Origin of the sequence: Dermacoccus sp. 147Ba, from assembly GCF_004151355.1 — a bacterium.
In the GTDB taxonomy this organism is placed as follows: domain Bacteria; phylum Actinomycetota; class Actinomycetes; order Actinomycetales; family Dermatophilaceae; genus Dermacoccus; species Dermacoccus abyssi.
Map to the genome: position 1 here is coordinate 229,755 of NZ_SEHL01000003.1, position 20,099 is coordinate 249,853.

At 68.2% G+C, this 20,099-nt stretch carries 17 protein-coding genes; 10 read left to right on the top strand and 7 right to left on the bottom strand.

Annotation, left to right across the window (positions count from 1 at the left end; all coding sequences use genetic code 11):
• Positions 1 to 26: 26 nt before the first annotated feature.
• Positions 27 to 686 (top strand): response regulator transcription factor, encoded by a 660-nt coding sequence (locus EVU97_RS05540; protein WP_129664187.1) that lies wholly within the window; start codon positions 27 to 29, stop codon positions 684 to 686.
• A 96-nt stretch (positions 687 to 782) separates the two neighbouring features.
• On the top strand, positions 783 to 2,702 hold the full coding sequence (locus EVU97_RS05545) for a DUF2339 domain-containing protein (protein ID WP_129664189.1): 1,920 nt from the start codon (positions 783 to 785) through the stop codon (positions 2,700 to 2,702).
• A 96-nt stretch (positions 2,703 to 2,798) separates the two neighbouring features.
• On the opposite strand, the gene EVU97_RS14945 is transcribed toward EVU97_RS05545, so the two are convergent.
• Positions 2,799 to 3,266: a hypothetical protein gene (locus EVU97_RS14945; protein WP_165357891.1), complete on the bottom strand. Its 468-nt coding sequence runs from the start codon at positions 3,264 to 3,266 to the stop codon at positions 2,799 to 2,801.
• Between the two features lie 103 nt (positions 3,267 to 3,369).
• On the opposite strand from EVU97_RS14945, the gene EVU97_RS05555 reads away from it, so the two are divergent.
• On the top strand, positions 3,370 to 3,996 hold the full coding sequence (locus EVU97_RS05555; protein WP_129664191.1) for a histidine phosphatase family protein: 627 nt from the start codon (positions 3,370 to 3,372) through the stop codon (positions 3,994 to 3,996).
• Between the two features lie 40 nt (positions 3,997 to 4,036).
• On the opposite strand, the gene EVU97_RS05560 is transcribed toward EVU97_RS05555, so the two are convergent.
• Positions 4,037 to 5,287, bottom strand: a complete 1,251-nt coding sequence (locus tag EVU97_RS05560) for a winged helix-turn-helix domain-containing protein (protein ID WP_129664193.1) — start codon at positions 5,285 to 5,287, stop codon at positions 4,037 to 4,039.
• Between the two features lie 118 nt (positions 5,288 to 5,405).
• Here EVU97_RS05560 and EVU97_RS05565 point away from each other — a divergent pair, with 118 nt between their 5' ends.
• The 3 genes from EVU97_RS05565 (at position 5,406) to EVU97_RS05575 (ending at position 7,175) form a co-directional block, all read left to right on the top strand.
• A complete protein-coding gene (locus tag EVU97_RS05565; RefSeq protein WP_129664195.1) occupies positions 5,406 to 5,783 on the top strand; it encodes a hypothetical protein in 378 nt (125 codons plus the stop codon).
• 76 nt (positions 5,784 to 5,859) lie between these two features.
• Positions 5,860 to 6,243 (top strand): cold-shock protein, encoded by a 384-nt coding sequence (locus EVU97_RS05570; protein WP_118912295.1) that lies wholly within the window; start codon positions 5,860 to 5,862, stop codon positions 6,241 to 6,243.
• Positions 6,244 to 6,248: 5 nt separating this feature from the next.
• On the top strand, positions 6,249 to 7,175 hold the full coding sequence (locus EVU97_RS05575) for a DUF3027 domain-containing protein (RefSeq protein WP_118912294.1): 927 nt from the start codon (positions 6,249 to 6,251) through the stop codon (positions 7,173 to 7,175).
• Between the two features lie 168 nt (positions 7,176 to 7,343).
• Here EVU97_RS05575 and zwf read toward each other — a convergent pair whose 3' ends face one another.
• Positions 7,344 to 8,774 (bottom strand): glucose-6-phosphate dehydrogenase, encoded by a 1,431-nt coding sequence (gene zwf, locus EVU97_RS05580; protein WP_118912293.1) that lies wholly within the window; start codon positions 8,772 to 8,774, stop codon positions 7,344 to 7,346.
• Between the two features lie 120 nt (positions 8,775 to 8,894).
• Positions 8,895 to 10,178: a DUF1479 domain-containing protein gene (locus EVU97_RS05585; RefSeq protein ID WP_047311076.1), complete on the bottom strand. Its 1,284-nt coding sequence runs from the start codon at positions 10,176 to 10,178 to the stop codon at positions 8,895 to 8,897.
• A 96-nt stretch (positions 10,179 to 10,274) separates the two neighbouring features.
• On the opposite strand from EVU97_RS05585, the gene EVU97_RS05590 reads away from it, so the two are divergent.
• Positions 10,275 to 11,411 (top strand): ROK family transcriptional regulator, encoded by a 1,137-nt coding sequence (locus EVU97_RS05590; protein ID WP_129664197.1) that lies wholly within the window; start codon positions 10,275 to 10,277, stop codon positions 11,409 to 11,411.
• A gap of 34 nt (positions 11,412 to 11,445) precedes the next feature.
• Here the strand turns inward: EVU97_RS05590 and EVU97_RS05595 are convergent, their stop codons facing one another.
• Positions 11,446 to 12,918 carry an NCS2 family permease gene (locus EVU97_RS05595; protein ID WP_129664199.1) on the bottom strand — a complete coding sequence of 491 codons (1,473 nt, stop codon included), beginning with the start codon at positions 12,916 to 12,918 and terminating at the stop codon, positions 11,446 to 11,448.
• Between the two features lie 85 nt (positions 12,919 to 13,003).
• Between EVU97_RS05595 and EVU97_RS05600 the strand changes: the two genes are divergently transcribed.
• Complete coding sequence (locus EVU97_RS05600; RefSeq protein WP_231579496.1) at positions 13,004 to 13,420, top strand: DUF2530 domain-containing protein; 417 nt, start codon at positions 13,004 to 13,006, stop codon at positions 13,418 to 13,420.
• 71 nt (positions 13,421 to 13,491) lie between these two features.
• Here the strand turns inward: EVU97_RS05600 and EVU97_RS05605 are convergent, their stop codons facing one another.
• Positions 13,492 to 14,394: a DUF559 domain-containing protein gene (locus tag EVU97_RS05605; RefSeq protein WP_165357892.1), complete on the bottom strand. Its 903-nt coding sequence runs from the start codon at positions 14,392 to 14,394 to the stop codon at positions 13,492 to 13,494.
• A 188-nt stretch (positions 14,395 to 14,582) separates the two neighbouring features.
• Complete coding sequence (locus tag EVU97_RS05610) at positions 14,583 to 16,214, bottom strand: DNA repair helicase XPB (RefSeq protein ID WP_129664203.1); 1,632 nt, start codon at positions 16,212 to 16,214, stop codon at positions 14,583 to 14,585.
• A gap of 257 nt (positions 16,215 to 16,471) precedes the next feature.
• On the opposite strand from EVU97_RS05610, the gene EVU97_RS05615 reads away from it, so the two are divergent.
• Together EVU97_RS05615 and EVU97_RS05620 are read left to right on the top strand one after the other, a co-directional pair.
• The gene (locus EVU97_RS05615; RefSeq protein WP_129664205.1) at positions 16,472 to 17,875 is read left to right on the top strand and encodes an MFS transporter; all 1,404 of its coding nucleotides are present in this window, start codon (positions 16,472 to 16,474) and stop codon (positions 17,873 to 17,875) included.
• An 89-nt stretch (positions 17,876 to 17,964) separates the two neighbouring features.
• Positions 17,965 to 19,950 carry a M13 family metallopeptidase gene (locus EVU97_RS05620; protein ID WP_129664207.1) on the top strand — a complete coding sequence of 662 codons (1,986 nt, stop codon included), beginning with the start codon at positions 17,965 to 17,967 and terminating at the stop codon, positions 19,948 to 19,950.
• Positions 19,951 to 20,099 lie beyond the last annotated feature (149 nt).

The following is a 20,099-nucleotide window of genomic DNA, read 5'->3' on the forward strand; positions in this document are numbered from 1 at the left end:
GAGGGCCAGCGCGAGAGGATGGGCACATGACTTCCGACGGTGCCGCCCCCACCACGCGACTCATGGTGGTCGACGACCACCCGATGTGGCGCGACGCCGTCGCGCGTGACCTGCGCGAGCACGGCTACGACGTCGTCGCGGCGGCCGGCTCCGTGCGTGAGGCCGTGGATCGTGCCAAGGCAACCTCGCCCGACCTCGTCCTCATGGACATGAACCTGCCCGACGGCAACGGCACCGATGCCACGACGGCCATTCGCGCGGTTTTCGACGACGTCAAGATCCTCGTGCTGTCCGCGTCCTCCGAGCGCACGGACGTGCTCGACGCCGTCCGGGCCGGAGCGTCCGGCTACCTCCTCAAGAGCGCCGGCGCCGAGGAACTGCTCACGGCCGTCCACGACACGGCGCAGGGACGCGCCGTTTTCACCCCGGAACTGGCCGGCCTCGTCCTCGCCGAACTGCGCGGACGCGAGCGCGAGGAAAGCCCCGATCCCACTGCCGTGCTCACACCCCGCGAGACGGAGGTGCTGCGCATGGTCGCCAAGGGCCTGGCATCGAAGCAGATCGCCACCCGCCTCGGCCTGAGCCACCGCACCGTCGACAACCACATCGCCTCGACGCTGCGGAAGCTGCAACTGGGCAACCGCGTCGAGCTCGCCCGTTTCGCGCTGGAGAACGGGCTCGACTGACGCTGCTGTTCACTCGGGTGAGCGTGCACAGATCACCCAGGCCACCTGAGTAGCACTACTCAGGCCCGCGAGTCCCGTCGTCGCGAGGCTTGAGGCATGAACACACAGCAGCCGTACGGCACCCCCCAGGCCCCCCGTCCCGACCACCCCACGTCCTTCCCACCGCCGCAGCCCATGAACGTTGCGGCGGCGCCGTCACGTCCGTCGCACACCGAGTACCCGCAGCACGCGCAGACCCTCATCAGCAACAACGCGGACGCTGTCGCACGCGGAAGCCAGGGTCCGTGGAGCGGCCCGATCCCGCCTCAGGGCGCTCAGCAGTACGTCCCGCCGTTCCAGGGCGGCCACTCCGGCGGTCCGATGTCCCCCGGCGGTCCCGGTGGCGCCGGCTTCGCCGGCCGGCCGCCCTACGATCAGACGCCGACTCCTCCGGCCCCGCGTGAGCCGCGCTTCAGCCGCGAGCAGATGGTGGCCGCGCTTCTCGCGGCCGCCGGTATCGCAGTGACGCTCATCGGCGTCGTCCTTCTGCTCGCAATGGCCGCTCGTGAGGGCTTCCTCACCCCGCCGGTCCGTGTCGGTGGAGGCGCCGTTCTCGTCGGTGCCCTCGCCGCTGCCGCGCAGTGGGTTCGGCCCCGTCCGGGAGGTCGCATCGGTTCCGTCGCTCTCCTCACGACTGCGGTCGCCGGAGCCTTCTTCGACGTCGTCGCCGTGACGCGCATCTACGACTGGATCCCGCTCACGGCCGGCCTCGGTCTCGCGCTCGTCGTCGCAGCGGCAGCTAGCTTCCAGGCTCTGCGCTGGGACGAGAAGTGGCTCTTCATCGCTGTGACGATCGGCGTCGCGGCGCTTGCGCCCTACCTCACGGGCGGCATCACGGCGACGTTGGTCGGATTCCTCGCCGTGCTCCAGATCGCCGGTGCCATTCCCGAGATCACCAAGGGCTGGGACGAAACGGCGCTCGCCCGCACGATCCCCGTGTCGTTCGCCGGCATGTTCTGGGTGGCGCTCGAGGCGTCATCGACCCGCACGCTCGTCTTCGGTGCGTCGACGATCGCGGCCGTCGGCCTGCTCACCGCGGTTCAGGCCGGTCTCACGCGTCGTGACGCCATCGGCGCTCCGGTGGCACTGGCCGCCTCGTGGATTCCGCTGTGGGTCTTCGCTGGCTTCGAAACCGGAATGCGTTCGGCCCTCGTCGCCTCGATCATGGCCGTCGTGGCGCTCGGCGGCTTCGCCGTCCTGCGGACGAGCGGTTCCACCGTTCGGATCGCGACGCTCGTGCTCGCCGGTGTCAGCGCCGTCATCGCCGGTGTCTCTGCCGCCCAGGCCGACTGGTTCGCGATGCCGTTCCTCGTCATTGCCGTCGTGCTCATGGCCGTGCACGCTCGCGTTCCCGGCCCGATCGTCGGAGGTGGCGCCGTCATCGCGTTCTTCCTCGGATTCATGGCGCAGGGGACGGTCACCGCGTACGTGGACTTCTTCTACCGCAGCCGCGTCACCGACATGACGATGCAGACGCTCGTCACCGGGCTGATGTTCGTTGCCTTCGCAGCCCTCACGGTTCCCGCCGTGCGTGGACGCAAGCTCGACGCCACGTATGCCCAGTTCCTGCTCGTCGTCGGCGGTTTCGCCGGGATCGTCGGCACGGCCATGACGATGCTGAGCGTCTTCGGTAAGGCACCGACAGGCTTCTTCCTCGTGCACCTCGCCATCACGGTGATGTCGCTGGCGCTCGCGGCCCTCGTCCTCACGTCCGGTCTGAGCCGGCCGCGTCACCTGACGGCGTCGATGGGCTGGGGTCTGGCGCTCGTCGGCTGCGCGCTCGTGAAGCTGTTCATCTTCGACCTGCAGTACATGGGCTCGATGACGAAGGCGTTCACCTTCATGGCCGCGGGCCTCGTTCTTCTCGCCGCGGGTACGAAGTACGCCCGCATCTACGGCGAGGCAGCCGCCGAGCGCAAGCGCGGCGGGCAGGCCGGACCGCAGGAGTTCGGCCCTCACGCACCGGCGTCGTTCTGAGAAAGGAGCCGTGCGGCGCAGCCGGTGCGCGAAGGGCGGGTGAGGTGGCCAGGGGGCTCCTCACCCGCCCTTCGTCATGTCGGGCGGCGTCGTTCGTCAGTTGGCGACGGCGAAAGCCTTGCCCGAGGAACTCGTGCACGACGAGGCGCGCTTGCCGTTGAACTCGCCGGTGGAGCACTGGTACTTCTCACCCTTGTACTCGACCGATTCGTTGGCGGCCTGGTCGCTCTTGCCACCGAACGCGTTCCACACGCCCTTCGCGTCGTCGCAGCTCATGCCGATGACGGAGGTCGTGGCTTCCTTGCCGTCGACCGAGATCTTGCAGTCGCCACCGGCCTGCGACTGCATCGACTCGAGACTCTTGGACGCCGAGGCCAGCTGGTCGTCGGCGTTGGCACTCGTGTCGCCGCCGGCACTCGTGGCCGCGGAACTCGCGCTGGAGGCGGCCTTGCTGGCTGTCGTCGCGGCGTCCTTCGCCTTCTCCTTGTCGTCCGACGAACAGCCGGAGACAGCGAGCATGCCGATCAGGGCCGTGGCTGCCAGAGCGGAGCGTGTGTTCTTCATCGAGATCTCCCCCCTCCTGGTGTCGTGAGTGTTTTGATCATGGCATCCACAGGGGTGAGCGCGGGGGGAAACATCGCATGGCATCGCGGGTAGCGTGAAGCGCATGTCCGACCTGTTCTGCCCGGCCCGCTTCTTCGTCGCGCGTCACGGTGACGCTGCCTACGAGACTCCGCGCGGTGTCATCACGGAGGCCGGCGGGTGGCTCACGCCGCTGGGCCTTTCGCAGGCGCGGGAGCTGGGGGAGAGCCTGCGGACCGAGAACATCGCGACGGTGGTGTGCTCCAACGTCGCCCGGGCGCAGGAGACGGCCCGCGTCGCCGCCGAGATGCTGGGCGTCGACTGGACGAGCCTGCCCGGCTTCGAGGAGTACCGCGTCGGGGAGCTCGTCGGTCAGCGGTTCGGTGACGCCGGCATGCAGCGCGTGCTCGCCGCCTGGATGGACGGTGACCTCGACGCCGCCTTTCCCGGAGGGGAATCGGGCCTCGACGTGGTGAACCGGTACCGAGAAGCCTTGCGGGACCTCGCCGATCAGTACCGCGGCGAGAGCGTGCTCGTCATCAGCCACGGCGGCGTGATGTCGCTCGCGCTACCGCGTCTGTCGGCGAACGTGCGCAACGACCTCGCGCGGCGTCAGTACATTCCGAACGCCGTGCCCGCCGAGGTGCTCGTCGACGCCGACAGCTTCCGCATCGAGCACTGGCCCGGGAAGGCGGACAAGAGCGTCATCTGACGCTGCCACTGCACGGTAAAGGCGGGTTGGCGCAGCGCCTTCAGGACCCGAGCTGTCCGGCCCATCCGCGCGGGAGGTCGAGCCAGGTGGCCATCGTCGCGAGTTCTCGCTCCAGGGCGCCGGCCGCTTCCGGGTGGCGCGTGAGCGCACCCGGCTCCCAGTGCACCGCGTGGGCCCGGAGGACGCCGTTGGCCCGGTCCGCCTTGAGGTCGACACGGGCCACGAGGTGCTCGCCGAAGAGGAACGGCAGCACGTAGTAGCCGTACTGACGCTTCTCGGCGGGTGTGTAGATCTCGAGCCGGTAGCGGAAGTTCCACAGCGCCTCGGTACGTTCGCGCTGCCACACCAGCGAGTCGAACGGCGACAGGAGCGCCGCTGCCTCGACGCGCCGCGGAGTTTTCGCATCGACGTGGCGCCACGCCGGCTTGTCGAAGCACTCGACGTCGACGGGCTCGAGTTCGCCGGCGCGCACGAGATGGTCGATGGCCGGCACGACCTGTGCCGTCTTGAGTCGGAAGTAGTCGCGCAGGCACAACACCGTGCCCACGCCGTGCGCGATCGCGCTGCGGCGCACGAGGTCGACGACGTCGTCGAAGAAGTCGACATCGTCACCGGCCGGCGGGGCGAGAAGCGGTTCGGGGGAGAAGAAATCCTCCGCGACGGCGCTCGCGGCGATCTCATGGGGTAGGACGCGCTCGAGGCTCGCGTACCGGCGCTCGAACTGACGGGTGCGCCCTGCCGACGTGATGCGCCCGGCCCAGAACAGGTGCTCCAGCGCAGCCTTGATGAGGGACCAGTTCCAGCCCCAGTGCTCGCGCGAGAGTTCCTCGTCGTGCGCGAGTTCCGCCTCGATCGTCTTCGCCGTGGCGGGAGCGTGCGTCGTTACGTACTCGTAGACGCGCTCCACGAGCTCCGGGTGGTCCGCCGCGACGCGACGCATGCCGCCCCACGCGTCGGAGTGAGCGCGCGCCATGCGGTGACGCAGCAGCGGCCACACCTGCGGGGAGACGAGGCTGGCCTCGTGCGCCCAGTACTCGACGAGACGGCGCGGCGCGCGATCGCGCAGAGCGTCGAGGGCGGCCGGGTCGTAGGGACCGAGACGGCTGAAGAACGGCAGGTAGTGGCTGCGCGTGAGCACGTTGACGCTGTCGATCTGCACGACCTGAAGTCGCGCCGCGGTCGCGCTCAGGTGGCGGGTGGTGACCTCGTCAGGACGCGGGCGCGCGAAGCCCTGCGCCGCGAGGGCGATGCGACGAGCCTGAAAGGCACTGATGCGAGGCGGCGAGCTCATGCCCGGAGCCTAGCGGCGACCACCGACACCGGTCGTCACGGCAGAAAATGCGCCGCGGGGCATCGTGGGGTGCGGCGGGCGTTTCGATTACCGCGCCCCGCGTCGGTACCGTGAACGCATGGACGAGGTGAGGCGCCACGCGCGCAAGAACATGATCCGCGGCGCCGTGATGCTGTGGATCGTCGCGCCGCTCTTCATCGGTGGCGGCATCGCGCTCATCACCAACCTCGCGAACGACGGCCACCGGGGCGCCCTCGTCATCACCGGCGTCGTCATCTGGGCGATCCTCTCGCTCATCGTTCTGCTCGGCGGGTTCGGCTCCCTCCTCATCGGTGTCTTCCTGTGGTGGAAGGCGCGCCAGGAGCGTCCGGTCGTGACGACGAACGTGTCGCGCTCGGAGCGCGACGAGGTGCTGCGAGACCTTCGCGGCGGAGCGCGCAGCGCGGAACCCACGCCGCCGGCGGACGATTCGCTGGAGCCCGGCGCGCGCCGGTAAACTTCGCAAGTTATGTGCACGCGGGGGTGCGGGACGGCTCGTCGTCCGGCACCCGGCAATTCGAACGAGGTGTGACGTGCCGGTCGGCAAGGTCAGGTTCTTCAACGCCGAAAAGGGTTTCGGCTTCGTCTCCGGCGACGACGGCGACGACGTCTTCCTGCCCGCGAGCGCGCTCCCAGCGGGCGTCACCCAGCTGCGTGGCGGCACGCGCGTCGAGTACAGCGTCGCCCAGGGCCGCAAGGGCGCTCAGGCCATGCACGTCGAGGTGCTCGACAAGATGCCCTCCATCGCCGAGCGCAAGCGCAAGCCCGCCGAGCAGATGAGCGTTATCGTCGAAGACGTGATCCGTCTGCTCGACGACCTGTCCTCCGGTCTGCAGAAGGGGCGCTACCCCGACCGGTCCCATTCGAACAAGATCGCGGCGGTGCTGCGCGCCGTCGCCGACGACCTCGAGGTCTGAGACCCATGACTGAACCCGCAGTGGCCGAACCGGAGCGCGTCGAGGACTTCGCCGCCGACGCCGAGGTAACCGCACCGACGTCCGAGGCACCTCGTGCGACGCGCGCTCGCCGCGCCAAGGCCGTCAAGCACGACGCCGTTCTCGCGAGCGAGGCGGCGCAGAAGCTCGCGCTCGAGGCCGTCACCGCCATCGCCGATCCGGGCGCCGTCGGCGAGCACGTCGACTTCGTCATGGACGCGGAGCGTCTCGGAACGCACTACTTCGCGAGCAACGCCAAGGGCTACCCCGACTGGCGCTGGGCCGTCACGGTGGCCCGTGCGCCGCGCGCCAAGGTGGCCACGGTCTGCGAGACCAACCTCATGCCGTCCGCGACGTCGGTGCTCGCGCCCGAGTGGGTGCCGTGGGCCGACCGCCTTGCGCCGGGCGACCTCAGCGCTGGTGACGTCCTTCCCTACAAGGAGGACGACCCGCGCCTCGAGGCAGGCTTCGAGGCCACCGGCGACGAGGACGTCGACCAGGTCGCGTTCTTCGAGCTCGGCCTCGGCCGCAAGCGCGTGCTCTCGGCCGAGGGTCGTGACGAAGCGGCGCAGCGCTGGTACGACGGCGACCACGGCCCGAGCGCCGAGGTGGCCCGCAAGGCCCCCGCGCAGTGCGGTTCGTGCGGCTACTTCGTGCCGATGGCGGGCGTGCTGCGTCAGCAGTTCGGCGTCTGCGCCAACGACTGGTCGCCCGCCGACGGCAAGGTCGTTGCGCTCGACTTCGGCTGCGGTGCGCACTCCGAGGTGGAGATGCAAGCCCCCGAGGCCCACGACCACCAGGACGCTCCGGTGCTCGACGAGTTCGACGCCGACCTCGAGGTCGAGAACGCCGAGACCGACACCTCGGCTGCGACGAGCGACAAGGCGAACGAGAGCGAGTCGCCGCAGGCCTGAGCCCGCCTCGTGGCATCGAGGGAGGATTTCTTCCCTTGTGGTGCCCAAGGCCGTCGCCTACGCACACGACGGGAAGGTTTCTTCCCTTCTAGTGTCCGAGAACCCGGCCCATGACGAAGGCCGCTCACCTCGTGAGGTGAGCGGCCTTCGTCATGCTCGCACGGTGCGTCAGACGGTGGGTTCGCGCCACTTGCGCTCGAACGGCAGGCGCCAGCCCCGCGGTGCGATGAGCTGGTGGATCTGGTTGGGGCCGTAGGTGCCCGGGTCGTACGGGCGCACCGGCGGCGGGTTGTCGAGCAGCGGTTGGCTGACCTCCCACAGGCGCTCGATGCCGTCGGCCGTCGTGAACAGGGTGTGGTCGCCGCGGATGGCGTCGTAGATCAGACGCTCGTAGGCCTCGAGTGCGCCTCCGGCCCAGTCGGTGTCGCCCATGGCGAACTGCATCGACAGCTTGTCGAGGCGGAAGCCCGGCCCGGGGCGCTTGCCGTAGAAGCTGAGCGACATGCGGGCCTTGTCGGCGAGGTCGAACGTCAGGTGGTCGGGGCCGTGCTGACCGACGCCCGATCCGCTCGGGAACATCGACTTCGGGGGCTCCTTGAAGGCGATCGAGATGATGCGTGCGCCCTCGGCCATCTTCTTGCCGGTGCGCAGGTAGAACGGCACGCCGGCCCAACGCCAGTTGTCGATGTAGCACTTGAGCGCGATGAACGTCTCGGTCTCGCTCTCGGGGCCGACGCCCTTCATGTCGCGGTAGCCGAGGTACTGCCCGCGCACGACGTCCTCGGGGTTGAGCGGCATCATCGAGCGGAAGACCTTGTTCTTCTCCTCGGTGATGGCATCAGGCTCGAGTGACGTCGGCGGTTCCATCGCGGTGAACGCGAGCACCTGGAACAGGTGCGTGACGACCATGTCGCGGTAGGCGCCCGTGGACTCGTAGAACTCGGCGCGCGTCTCGAGACCGAGCGTCTCGGGCACGTCGATCTGCACGTGGTCGATGTTGTTGCGGTGCCAGATCGGCTCGAACAGGCCGTTCGCGAAGCGGAACGCCAGAATGTTGAGCGCCGCCTCCTTGCCGAGGAAGTGGTCGATGCGGAAGATCTGGCTCTCGTCGAAGTACTCGTGGACCGCGGCGTTGAGCTTCTTCGCGCTCGCGAGGTCGGTGCCGAAGGGCTTCTCCATGATGACGCGGCTGCGTTCGACGAGCCCCGCCTGGTGCAGCTCGGCGAGGACGGAGAGGGCGGCCTTCGGCGGGACGCTGAGGTAGTGCAGGCGCTGGCTGCCCTGCGGGAAGTGCGACTCGGCCTCTTCGACGGCCTTGCGCAGGGCGTCCGGGCCTGCGTCGGAGCGGACGAAGGTGAGGCGGTCGTCGAAGTCGTCCCACTGCTGGTCGGTGACCGGGTGGGAGGAGAACTCGGCGATGGCGGTACGCGCGAACTCGCGGAACGACTCCGTGTCGAAATCCTCGAGCGACGTCCCGACGACGCGCAGGTCGTCACACAGGTCGCTGGCGAACAGGTGGAGCAGCCCGGGAAGGAGCTTGCGTCGAGCGAGGTCGCCGGTGGCGCCGAACAGGACGACGGTGGTTGCTGGTGCTGGCATGGCCCCAGCATTGCCGCTGGGCGGGCAAAAGGGAAGGCGCGCTCATCCGTGCGCGCGCGGCGCGTGAAGGCCGTGGCTCACGTGCGATGAGCCACGGCCTTCACGCGCAGGAGTGCGCCGTCATGCGAGACCGAGGCCGCGGCGTCCGATCTCGTTGAGGTCTGCTTCGGTGAAGCGTCCCTCCCAGTCGACCTCGTAGTTCTCGTCGGGGAAATCGCTCGGGCTGGCGCCCGTTGCGAAGGCCTCGCGAACACTGGCGCTGTACGCCTCGTTGCGCGGGCACCAGGGGGCGGCGGGGATGTACATGACGTTGCCCCAGCCCTCCTGGTTGGTCACGTCCTCGACGGCGTGCACCATGTCGCAGTGCCACCAGACCGAGTCGCCGGCTTCGACGTCGGGGATGACCGACAGAGCCTCCATGAGGTGAGGGTGCCACTTCCAGTTGCACGGGAAGACCTGGCCGACGGTGACCCCGCACATGTCGTCGTCAGGTACGTCCTCGACGAGCGGTCGAAGCATGAGGTAGGCCATCGCCTCGGGGATGGGCACGCTCTGCAGGACGCCCTGGTCGTTCTTCATGTCCGACAACGCGGTCCAGCCCTGGAAAGTGCGGAAGGCCGAGCACATCGTCGAACCGGGGTACTGCGGCCCCGACGTGCGGTGAGCGGCATCCCAGGGGTCGTATTCCTCGGGACGACCGTCGAAGAGTGGCGCGAAGTGCCTCTGGTACTCCTCGGTCATCCACAGGTCGAGCGTTCCCGGGTCGAGGTGTGCTCCGAGGCCGGCGGAGTCCGCGCCCGGAGGGCGACGGCGGATGCGGTCCGGGTAGAGCGAATCGCGGTTCGGGTCGAACCACTGCTGCCCGTCGGACTCGCTGGTCCAGACGCTGTTGAGGAAGGCTTGGACGGTTGCCATCCGTTCGCTCTGGCGGGCTTGCATCTGCGGCTTGCTCCAGTAGATCGGGTAGATCTCAGGCTTCGAACCGACGGTGCCGAAGAAGTCGTCGCCGGGGCCGCGGTAGTTCTCGAAGAAGGCGTTCTTCTCGACGTAGTCGACGATCTGGGCATCCCACTCCAGGGCCTGTTCGCGGGGGAAGTGCCCCTTGATCACGGCGCACCCGCGGCGGCGGATCTGCTCGCGCAGGGTGTCGCGCTTCGAATCGTCGAGGAGGTCTTCGTACCGCACGACCGGCCAGGGGTTCTCACCGCGTGCCTTCATCTCCTTGAGTTCTTCGACCTGGTCCGCGACGCGCTTCTCGACGACCTCGAAGACCTCTTCGACCGTGCGTCCCGACGCCTCGACGCGGGCGCGCAGTGCGGCCTTGATCTCTTTGATCGCCCCACGCAGGTCGTCGGGCGTGGACTGCCAGTGGGGAAGCTCCCTGGCCTCGGGGGCAGGCGACATCGTCACGGCGATCCTTTCGTAAAGGAGGTTTACAAACTAGGTGTCGTCAATCTAAGGCGCCCCCTCGCTTTTGTAAAGAGGGTTTACGATTCAGGGGTGACTGACACCGGCTCCCATCTCGTCCGAGCGTCGACCGATCGTCGAGTGCTCACGGTGTTGGCGCACGAGCGGGAGGCGACGCGTGCGTCGCTGGCCGAATCCGCGGGCCTCTCACGTCCCACCGCCGCGACGTCGGTGTCACGTCTCGTCGCTGCGGGCCTGGTCGAGGAAACGGGGGAACGCACGTCCGGGCGCGGACGGTCGACGGCGATCGTGCGTCTCGCGCCGCAGGTGGGGGTGGCGCTGGCGCTCGTCGTGGCGCCGGTCGGGGTCAGCGGTGTCGTAGTCGACATCCACGGTGACGAAATTGCCCGTGCACGCTCCGTCGACGGCCCACACGAGCAGCGACTGACTCGAGTGGCCAAGGCGGTCTTGGCCCGAGTTTCGCGAGACGGCCTCGTACCCGTGCGGTGCGCTGCCGTCTCGGTGGCTGATCCTGTCGACCGGCACACGGGGCGGGCGGTGCAGCTACCCGACGAGCCGTTCCTTGTCGGCGAACTCGACGCTCGCGCGGCGCTGGCTGACCTGTGTGACGACGTCATCGTCGACAACGACGTCAACTGGGCCGCGAACACGCTCGTCGAGGAAGGGTGTGTTGGACTCATCCATCTCGGTGAGGGGCTGGGCGCCGCGATCGTCGAGGACGGCCGTGTGTTGCGAGGCGGTCGCGGTCTCGCCGGGGAGATCGGGCACATCGTCGTCCCGGGGCCGGACGGCACGGCGATCCCCTTCACCGAGGTGTTCGCGCGGCTCGGGCTGCGTCAGCCTGGTTCGAGCGCTGTCGATGTGGAGCGTCTGCTCGAGGTGACGGCATCGGATGACTCGGTGCGTCAGGCACTCGCAGTGGCTGTGTCGGCCGTGGTGGCCTCGCTCGTCGGGTGGGCTGATCCGTCGAAGGTCGTCGTGACCGGACCGTGGGCGAAGCAGGTGGCCGCTGCCGTGCGCGCCGAAGTGGCACGAAGCGCGCGACCGGTCGATGTCGTCACGGCGCTCGACGACGATGCCACGGCACGAGGAGTGCGGCTCGCGGCCGTCGAGCGCTTGCAGGCCACCGTCCTGGGGGTGGCGGTCAGTAACCTCGGCAGAGAACAGGTGGGTGCGCGTCCCGGACGTATCGAACCCGCGACCTCCTAGCTCGAGGTCGCGGGTCCGATTGCTGGTCGGAGGCTCAGCTCACGCCGAGCAACTGCTTGATCGGGTCGATGGCGAAGTAGACGACGAACATCGCGGCCACGACGTACATGAGCGGGTGCACGTCCTTCGGCTTGCCCTTGACGAGCTTGATGAGCACGTAGCTGATGAAGCCTGCTCCGATACCCACCGCGATGGAGTACGTGAACGGCATGAGCGCCATCGTGAGGAAGGCCGGCAGGCCAATCTCCATGTTCTTCCAGTCGATGTCGGTGGCCTGCGTCATCATGAGGTAACCGACGATGACGAGCGCCGGGGCCGCAGCCTCCGACGGCACCATCCCGACGACCGGCGACAGGAACGTCGCGAGCAGGAACACCGTGCCCGTCACGATGGATGCGAGACCCGTACGGGCACCCTCGCCCACACCCGAGGCCGACTCGATGAACGCCGTGTTCGAACTGATCGAACCCGCACCACCGGCCATCGCGGCGATCGAGTCGACCACCATGATGCGCTCGGAGTGCTCCGGAACGCCGTTCTCGTCGAGCAGGTCACCTTCCGCGCCGACCGCGTACATCGCTCCCATGAGGTCGAAGAACGCGCCGAGCACGAGCGTGAAGATGATGAGGATGGCGGAGATGGCGCCGACCTTCGCGAACGCACCCGTCAGGGAGAAGTCGCCGATGATCGAGAAGTCGGGGGCTGTGAGCAGATCCTTCGGCATCGACGGAATGGTGAGCGACCAGCCCGTCGGGTTCTTCTCACCCTTCGCGCCCAGATCCGCGACGCCCTCGATGACGAGCGCCAGCGCCGTCATGGCGATGATGCCGATGAGCATGGCACCGTGCACACGACGCGCCATGAGCGCCGCGATGAGGAGCACGCCGATGATGAAGACGAGCACCGGCCAGCCCTGCAGGTTGCCCGTCGGGCCGAGCTGGAGGAAGCCGCCACCGGCGGAGTTGAAGCCCGCGTCGTGAAGCGCGACGAGGCAGATGAACAGGCCGATACCCACCGAGATGGCGGTCTTGAGCGAACGGGGGATGGCGGCGAACAGCGCCTTGCGGAACCCGCTCACCACGAGCAGGAAGATGATGAATCCCTCGATGACGACGAGGCCCATCGCGTCGTTCCACGTCATGCCGGGGATCTTGGCGACGGAGAACGCGAGGAACGCGTTGAGGCCGAGGCCGGTGGCGATGGCGATGGGGAACTTGGCGACGCTGCCCATGAGGATGCTCATGAGACCGGCGACGAGGGCCGTCACGGCGGCGACGGCGGCGAGGTTCGGCTCGGTGCCGCCTCCGATGTAGTGACCCGTCGAGTCGGCCTGGGTGCCGATGATGAGCGGGTTGAGCACGATGATGTAAGCCATCGTGAAGAACGTGACCAGACCGCCGCGGATCTCGCGACCGACGGTGGAACTGCGCTCGGTGATCTTGAAGTAGCGGTCCAGTGCGCCGGACGGTGCGCCCCCGGGCTGGGCAGTCATGGGTGTGCTCGACATGGCACTGATGGTATTTCGTGCGGGAGCGTGCCCGTGTTCGGCGCCGAGGGGTGGGCGCTCCAGGCCGTGAACTAGGCTGGACGCCGTGACACCAGACCCCTCCCGTCGTGCGCGCGAACCGCGCCCGGACGGCGCGACGCCCCGTTCGGTGGAGCGCGCGCGGGAGATGCGCGAGCGCGCCGAGGTCTCCATGTCGTACGAGGCCGGCGTCCGTCTGCCCCAGGAGGGTGCGCCCCCGCCTGAGGAGTCGCCCTACGAGCGTTTCTTCACCGGCGGCGACACCGTCATTCCGAAGCCGCAACCGCTTCACCTCGACACCGCCCGGGTCATCCTCGGTGGCATCGCCGTGTGGGCGCTCGCGCTCGTCGTGACGCTGCTCGTGCCGGCCCTTCACGAGGGCGACCGGCACTGGTGGCCGTGGACCTGCGTCGCCGGCATCGTGCTCGGCTTCATGGGTTGGGCGTACGTGCGTCGTGGGCGAGGGAACGCCGAAGCGGCCTGACCCCTGCGTCAGTTGATGCGGAAAAGTGCAGGTTGTGCATGAAATATCGTGCACAACCTGCACTTTTGGCGTCAGGCAGCTGACGGGCCGAAGAGCGCGTCGGCGTGACGGATGGCGTCGCGCAGGAGCGCGCCCACCCGGCCGGCGTCGATGTCTCTCGCCATGATCCTCACGACGACCCACCCGAGACGTTCCAGGTCGCTCTGACGAAGCTTCTCCGCCCGTAGGTCGCCGTCGTGACGGTACTTGCCCAACCCGTCGACCTCGACGATGACGCGATGCCCGCGCACGACGAAGTCCGCTCGGGCGACGAACCCTCCGCGTTCGTCGAGGACTCGCAGTTGCGGGTCGAGGGCGATGCCTTCGAGCGCAGCCGCCCACGCGACCCGTGTCTCGAGCACCGACTCGCGTCGACCGTCCGCGAGGGCCAATGCCGCTCGGGCGTGGGCGCTGCCCCTGCGTCGGCCCCAGGCGTCGAGGAGCGCATCGGTGTCGAGCAGGAGGCCGCGGCGTGCGGCGACGTCGGCGGGAACGAGACCGGCCAACGTCCCCTCGAGTGCGGCGACCTCGATGACGGCCGCCGTCGCCTGCTGCGTCATGAGGCCGTCGACCGGCTCGACGGAATGCGGCCACGGACGACGCGAAACGACGCCCGCTCGGTTCGAGTGGAGCTGTCGCTCCCGGGACAGATGAATGGCTGACGGTGGGTTCAGCAGCGGGAGATTTTGTGCCAGACAGGCGCTCGGGCCGACGAGATACGTGTCGGGGAGTGCCGCCATGAGGGCGCCCGCCCGCTGGAGGTACTGCCTCCGCTGTTCGGCGAACGTCGCAGGCGCAGCTTCGGCGACGAGATAGACGCCGTGGGTGATGCGTCGCAGCTGCCCACTGGAACAGAGGCGTCGGCGCGCGTGGGCGTCATACCCCAGCGCAGTGAGGGCGGCGGTCGTCAGGGGAGCGCCCGGCGGAAGGTCCATGCCACCACTGTGGCTGCACGAACGTGGGCGCCGCAGAGACCCTGTGGACAACCCGTCGTCACCGTCAGGTGATGCGGAAAAGTGCAGGTTGTGCATGAAATATCGCGCACAACCTGCACTTTCGGCGTCAGCGTCCTGACGGTCATCAACCCCGTGCAGGCGCGGCGAACGCGTTGGCGCCGCTGACCTCAGATGTCGCTCTCGTCGACGATGCGGTAGGCGTAGCCCTGCTCGGCGAGGAAGCGCTGACGGTGGGCGGCGAAGTCGGCATCCACGGTGTCGCGCGTGACGATCGAATAGAAGTGCGCCGTGCGCCCGTCCGCCTTCGGTCGCAGCACGCGCCCGAGGCGCTGGGCCTCCTCCTGACGTGAACCGAACGTTCCGGAGATCTGCACGGCGACGCTCGCTTCCGGCAGATCGATCGAGAAGTTCGCCACCTTGGACACGACGAGCTTCGTGATCTCGCCGTCGCGGAACTGCTGGAACAACTTCTGGCGCACCGCGACGGACGTCTCGCCGGTGATGAGGTCGGCGTCCAGACGGTTCGCCATCGTCTCGAGCTGGTCGAGGTACTGCCCGATGACGAGCGTCGGTGCGCCCTCGTGCTGCTTGACGATGCGCTCGACCACCGGGTCCTTCACCGTCGCGCAGGACGCGAAGCGGTAACGCTCGTCGGGCTCCGTCGTCGCGTAAGCCATGCGGTCTGCGTCGGACAGGCCCACGCGCACCTCCACGCAGTCGGCCGGCGCGATGTAGCCCTGGCTCTCGATGTCCTTCCACGGCGCGTCGTAACGCTTGGGGCCGATGAGGGAGAACACGTCGTCCTCACGGTTGTCCTCGCGCACGAGCGTGGCCGTGAGGCCGAGGCGGCGGCGGGCCTGGAGGTCGGCCGTCATGCGGAAGATCGGCGCGGGCAGCAGATGGACCTCGTCGTAGACGACGAGGCCCCAGTCGCGCGCGTCGAGCAGTTCGAGGTGCGGGTAGACGCCCTTCCGCTTGAGCGTGAGCACCTGGTACGTCGCGATCGTCACCGGGCGGATCTCCTTGCGCGCACCGGAGTACTCGCCGATCTCGTCCTCGGTGAGCGAGGTGCGCTTGAGGAGTTCGTCGCGCCACTGGCGGGCACTGACGGTGTTCGTCACGAGGATGAGCGTCGTCGCCTTGGCCTTCGCCATGGCACCCGCTCCGACGAGCGTCTTGCCGGCACCGCACGGCAGGACGACTACGCCGCTGCCGCCGTCCCAGAAGCCGTCCACGGCCTGCGCCTGGTAGGGGCGCAGCTGCCAGCCGGAGGTGTCGAGCTCGATCGGGTGAGCCTCGCCGTCGACGAAGCCCGCGCGGTCCTCCGCGGGCCAGCCGACCTTGATGAGCTCCTGCTTGATCGCGCCTCGCTCGCTCGGGTGGACGACGACCGTCAGCTCGTCGAGGCGTTCGCCGACGAGGGGCTTGATCTTCTTGTGGCGCAGCACCTCTTCGAGCACGGGCTTGTCCGTGGAGTGCAGGACGAGCTGTTCGCCGTCCTTCTCGAGCACGAGGCGCCCGTAGCGATCCATCGTCTCGGCCACGTCGAGCAGGAGGGACTGCGGCACGGGGAAACGGCTGTGTGTGATGAGCGCGTCGACGACGGTTTCGGCGTCGAGGCCGGCAGCGCGAGCGTTCCAGAGGCCGAGCGGCGTGACGCGGTAGGTGTGCACGTGCTCCGGCGCGCGCTCCAACTCGGCGAACGGCGCAATGGCCCGGCGGGCCGCCTCGGCATTCTCGTGGTCGACTTCGAGCAGGATCGTGCGGTCACTCTGGACGATGAGTGCGCCGTTCGGCACGTGATGGCCCTTTCGCCGGATGTCTGGGTTCTCTCAGCCTAACGACGAGGGGCGCGGGGCCATTCCGGCCTTGGGTGGGCGAGCGCGCCCGGCCCGAGCCGCCGCCGCGCACCCGCTATTGACAGTTGGTCAGTTAGTAACAAATCGGCAACGACTATTGACCCTGCAATGTGGCACAGGACACATTGGTTGAACGCCCGGGCGACTCCGCTCGCGCTCGAATCGCCCCGCGCCTCAACGTCATTGAAGGAGTTCCCATGGCCGACACCTCGGCAGCCGTGAGCGACGCCGTCCAAGCCATCCCTGCGAAACGGCGTCGCCAACTGCTCATCTCGAGTCTGCTGAGCAGTTCGATCGAGTGGTACGACTTCTTCATCTTCGGTACCGCCGCCGCACTCGTCTTCCCGCACATCTTCTTCCCGGACAGCTCGGCCCTGACGGGTACGCTGCTCTCCTTCGGCACCTTCTGGGCGGCCTTCCTCGCCCGCCCGCTCGGAGGCATCCTCGCTGGGCACTACGGCGACAAGATCGGGCGCAAGCCCGTCGTCGTCTTCTGCATCTTCGCCATGGGAATCGCGACGTTCGGCATCGGCCTCCTGCCGACCGCCGCGACGATCGGTGTCGCGGCGCCGATCCTCCTCGTGCTCCTGCGCTTCGTGCAGGGCCTCGCGGCGGGTGGTCAGTGGGGCGGCATCATCCTGCTGCTCACCGAATCCGAAGGCCCGAAGAAGCGCGGCTACGCGGGAACCTTCGGGCAGATGGGTGTGCCGATCGGCGTCATCCTGGGCAACCTCGCCTTCCTCACGGTCTCGCACTTCGTCTCGGCCAAGGCCTTCCTCGACTGGGGCTGGCGCATCCCGTTCCTCCTCAGCGCCGTGCTGTTCCCGCTGGGCCTGTTCATCCACAAGCGGGTCGAGGACTCGGCCGAGTTCAAGGTGCTCCAGGAGCGCGCAGCCAAGCGCGCTGCTCAGGTCGGCAAGCAGGCACCGGTGTTCGAGGTGGTCAAGAAGGGCTGGAAGCGCATCCTGCTCGGCTGCCTCATGATGGGCGGCACGAACGCGATGTTCTACGTCGGCATCGTCGGTTCGTTGAGCTATGCCTCCAGCGACCTGGGCATGTCGCGTGACTCGCTGCTGGCGATCATGCTCGTCATCTCGTTGTTCAACATCCCGGTCATCCTGTTCGCGGGTGCTCTGTCGGACAGGGTCGGCCGCAAGCCCGTCGTGCTGTGGTCCGGCATCGGTCTGGCGCTGTCGATCTTCCCGTATTTCGCGCTCATGAACACGAAGAGCCTCGCGTTGTTCGCCGTCGGTTCGTTCATCACGAGCTTCTTCCAGTCCTCGATCTACGGACCGCTGGCGGCGTACCTCGGTGAGATCTTCCACCCCAAGATGCGCTACTCGGGCATGTCGCTGGCCTACCAGCTGTCCGCGATCGCGCTCGCCGGTCCGACGCCGATGATCATGGCGACCGTCATCGAGAAGACGGGCAGCACGAACGGCATCGCGGCCTACATGGTGCTCCTCGGCGTACTCACCGCCGTCGGGGCGTTCTTCCTACCCGAGACCAACCCCAAGGAGGTGCGGGACGACCCCAACGCGCTGCCGGGCATCGTCGACCTCGACGACGACGTCGCCGAGGTCGTCGAACCGGCGCGCTGAGGCCCGAACGCCCTTCCTGCCGAACGCCGCCGTGGGTCCTCGGACTCGCGGCGGCGGGTGCTGTCAGCGCGGGGTGAGAAGGTAGGGGCATGACGAGCAAGATCAACTCCGGCCTGGACGTGACCAGCTTCGACCCGGACGTGCGCCCGCAGGACGACCTGTTCGCGCACGTCAACAACACGTGGGTGGCCAACCACCCGATTCCCGAGGACAAATCGCGCTACGGCGCCTTCGACATGCTGCGCGAGGCGAGTGAGAAGGCCATGCGCGACATCATCGAGGAAGCTGCGGGCAAGGCCGAGGCCGCCGAGAACGACGGAACGGACGCGGGGCCCGCCACGCAGAAGGTCGGCGACCTCTACCGCTCGTTCATGGACACCGAGCGCATCGCCACCCTCGGAACGTCGCCGATCCTCGAGGACCTCGCCGTCATCGCCGGCCTCACCGACAAGCGTGACCTGCTCATGCTGCTCGGCCACCTTGAGCGGTACGGCATGGGCGGCCTGTTCGGCTTCTACGTCAGCGCCGATGCGAAGAACAGCGACGAGTACATCGTCTACCTCGGCCAGAGCGGCCTGGGCCTTCCCGACGAGGCCTACTACCGCGAGGAGCAGTACGCCGAGATTCGCGACAAGTACACCGCTCACATGGAACGTCTCCTGACGCTCGTGGGCGTCGAGAACGCCGACGAGGTCGCCCCGCGCGTCTACGAGCTCGAGAAGGCCCTCGCGAAGCACCACTGGGACAACGTCTCCACCCGCGACGCCGTCAAGAGCTACAACCGATACTCGCTCGAGGAACTGCGTGAGCTCTTCGGCGCGTTCGACATCGACGCGTGGCTCGAGGGCCAGGTCGTGCCGGACGGCGCGTTCGCGAACGTCGTCGTCGGCCAGCCGAGCTACTTCGAGGCCCTGGGCGAGTTGTTCGACGAGCGTGACGTCGAGGACTGGAAGGCGTGGATGACGTGGCACCTCGTGACGTCGTTCGCCAGCTACCTCACCGACGACATCGTCGAGGAGCGCTTCGACTTCGCGGGTCGCGCCCTGTCGGGAACGCCGCAGCTGCGTGAGCGCTGGAAGCGCGGCGTCGGCCTCGTCGAGGGCGTGCTCGGCGAGGAGGCGGGCAAGCTCTACGTCGAGCGCCACTTCCCGCCCAAGGCCAAGGAGCGCATGGTCGAACTCGTCGACAACCTCGTCGAAGCCTTCCGCCGCAGCTTCCGCGAGAGCGCGTGGATGAGCGAGGAGACGCAGGCCAAGGCCCTCGAGAAGCTCGACCGGTTCACGCCCAAGATCGGCTACCCCGACAAGTGGCGTGACTTCTCCGAACTGCAGATCCTCGCCGATGATCTCGTCGGCAACGTCAAGCGTTCGGCGTCGTTCGAGACCGACTACCAGCTCGCCAAGATCGGCGGCCCTATCGACCGTACCGAGTGGCTCATGAGCCCGCAGACGGTCAACGCGTACTACCACCCGATGATGAACGAGGTCGTCTTCCCGGCCGCCATCCTGCAGCCGCCGTTCTTCGACGTGGACGCCGACGACGCCGTCAACTACGGCGGCATCGGCGCCGTCATCGGGCACGAGCTCGGCCACGGTTTCGACGATCAGGGTTCGCGCTTCAACGGCGACGGCGAACTCGTCGACTGGTGGACCGAGGGCGACCGCGAGCGGTTCGACGCACTGGCGAAGAAGCTCATCGAGCAGTTCTCCCAGTACGAGACGCGTGACGCGCCGGGCGTCAAGATCAACGGTGGTCTCACCGTCGGCGAGAACATCGGCGACCTCGGCGGCCTGACGATCGGCTACAAGGCGTACACCATCGCCTGCGAAGAAGCCCCTGCGCCCGTGCTGGAGGGCTTCACCGGCGCGCAGCGCTTCTTCCTCGGCTGGGCACAGGTGTGGAGCGGCGTCGCCCGTGAGGCCGAGGCCAAGCGCCTGCTCGCCATCGACCCGCACTCGCCGATGGATGTGCGCGCCAACGCCGCTCGCAACCTCACCGAGTTCGTCGAGGCGTTCGACGTGAAGCCCGGCGACGGCATGTGGATCGACGAGGACGAGCGCGTTCGCATCTTCTGATCGACATCGTCTGATCGTTCGCCAGGAGCCGGCGACGAGGCCCGCTCCGCACGCCGGGGCGGGCCCCGCGCATGCCACCCTCGGGGCGCAGCCGTCCGCGCCCGTGGACGCGCATTCGTCCGGCAGGGTCCCCGCGCGGTCGAATAGCC

What these genes read in the sequence shown, in the direction of transcription:
- EVU97_RS05605 (WP_165357892.1), bottom strand. Translation starts at nt 14,394, where the DNA reads ATGGACCTTCCGCCGGGCGCTCCCCTGACGACCGCCGCCCTCACTGCG.
- EVU97_RS05585 (WP_047311076.1), bottom strand. Translation starts at nt 10,178, where the DNA reads ATGTCGCCTGCCCCCGAGGCCAGGGAGCTTCCCCACTGGCAGTCCACG.
- EVU97_RS05615 (WP_129664205.1), top strand. Translation starts at nt 16,472, where the DNA reads ATGGCCGACACCTCGGCAGCCGTGAGCGACGCCGTCCAAGCCATCCCT.
- EVU97_RS05575 (WP_118912294.1), top strand. Translation starts at nt 6,249, where the DNA reads ATGACTGAACCCGCAGTGGCCGAACCGGAGCGCGTCGAGGACTTCGCC.
- EVU97_RS05560 (WP_129664193.1), bottom strand. Translation starts at nt 5,287, where the DNA reads ATGAGCTCGCCGCCTCGCATCAGTGCCTTTCAGGCTCGTCGCATCGCC.
- EVU97_RS05620 (WP_129664207.1), top strand. Translation starts at nt 17,965, where the DNA reads ATGACGAGCAAGATCAACTCCGGCCTGGACGTGACCAGCTTCGACCCG.
- EVU97_RS05565 (WP_129664195.1), top strand. Translation starts at nt 5,406, where the DNA reads ATGGACGAGGTGAGGCGCCACGCGCGCAAGAACATGATCCGCGGCGCC.
- EVU97_RS05595 (WP_129664199.1), bottom strand. Translation starts at nt 12,918, where the DNA reads ATGTCGAGCACACCCATGACTGCCCAGCCCGGGGGCGCACCGTCCGGC.
- EVU97_RS05540 (WP_129664187.1), top strand. Translation starts at nt 27, where the DNA reads ATGACTTCCGACGGTGCCGCCCCCACCACGCGACTCATGGTGGTCGAC.
- zwf (WP_118912293.1), bottom strand. Translation starts at nt 8,774, where the DNA reads ATGCCAGCACCAGCAACCACCGTCGTCCTGTTCGGCGCCACCGGCGAC.
- EVU97_RS05545 (WP_129664189.1), top strand. Translation starts at nt 783, where the DNA reads ATGAACACACAGCAGCCGTACGGCACCCCCCAGGCCCCCCGTCCCGAC.
- EVU97_RS05555 (WP_129664191.1), top strand. Translation starts at nt 3,370, where the DNA reads ATGTCCGACCTGTTCTGCCCGGCCCGCTTCTTCGTCGCGCGTCACGGT.
- EVU97_RS14945 (WP_165357891.1), bottom strand. Translation starts at nt 3,266, where the DNA reads ATGAAGAACACACGCTCCGCTCTGGCAGCCACGGCCCTGATCGGCATG.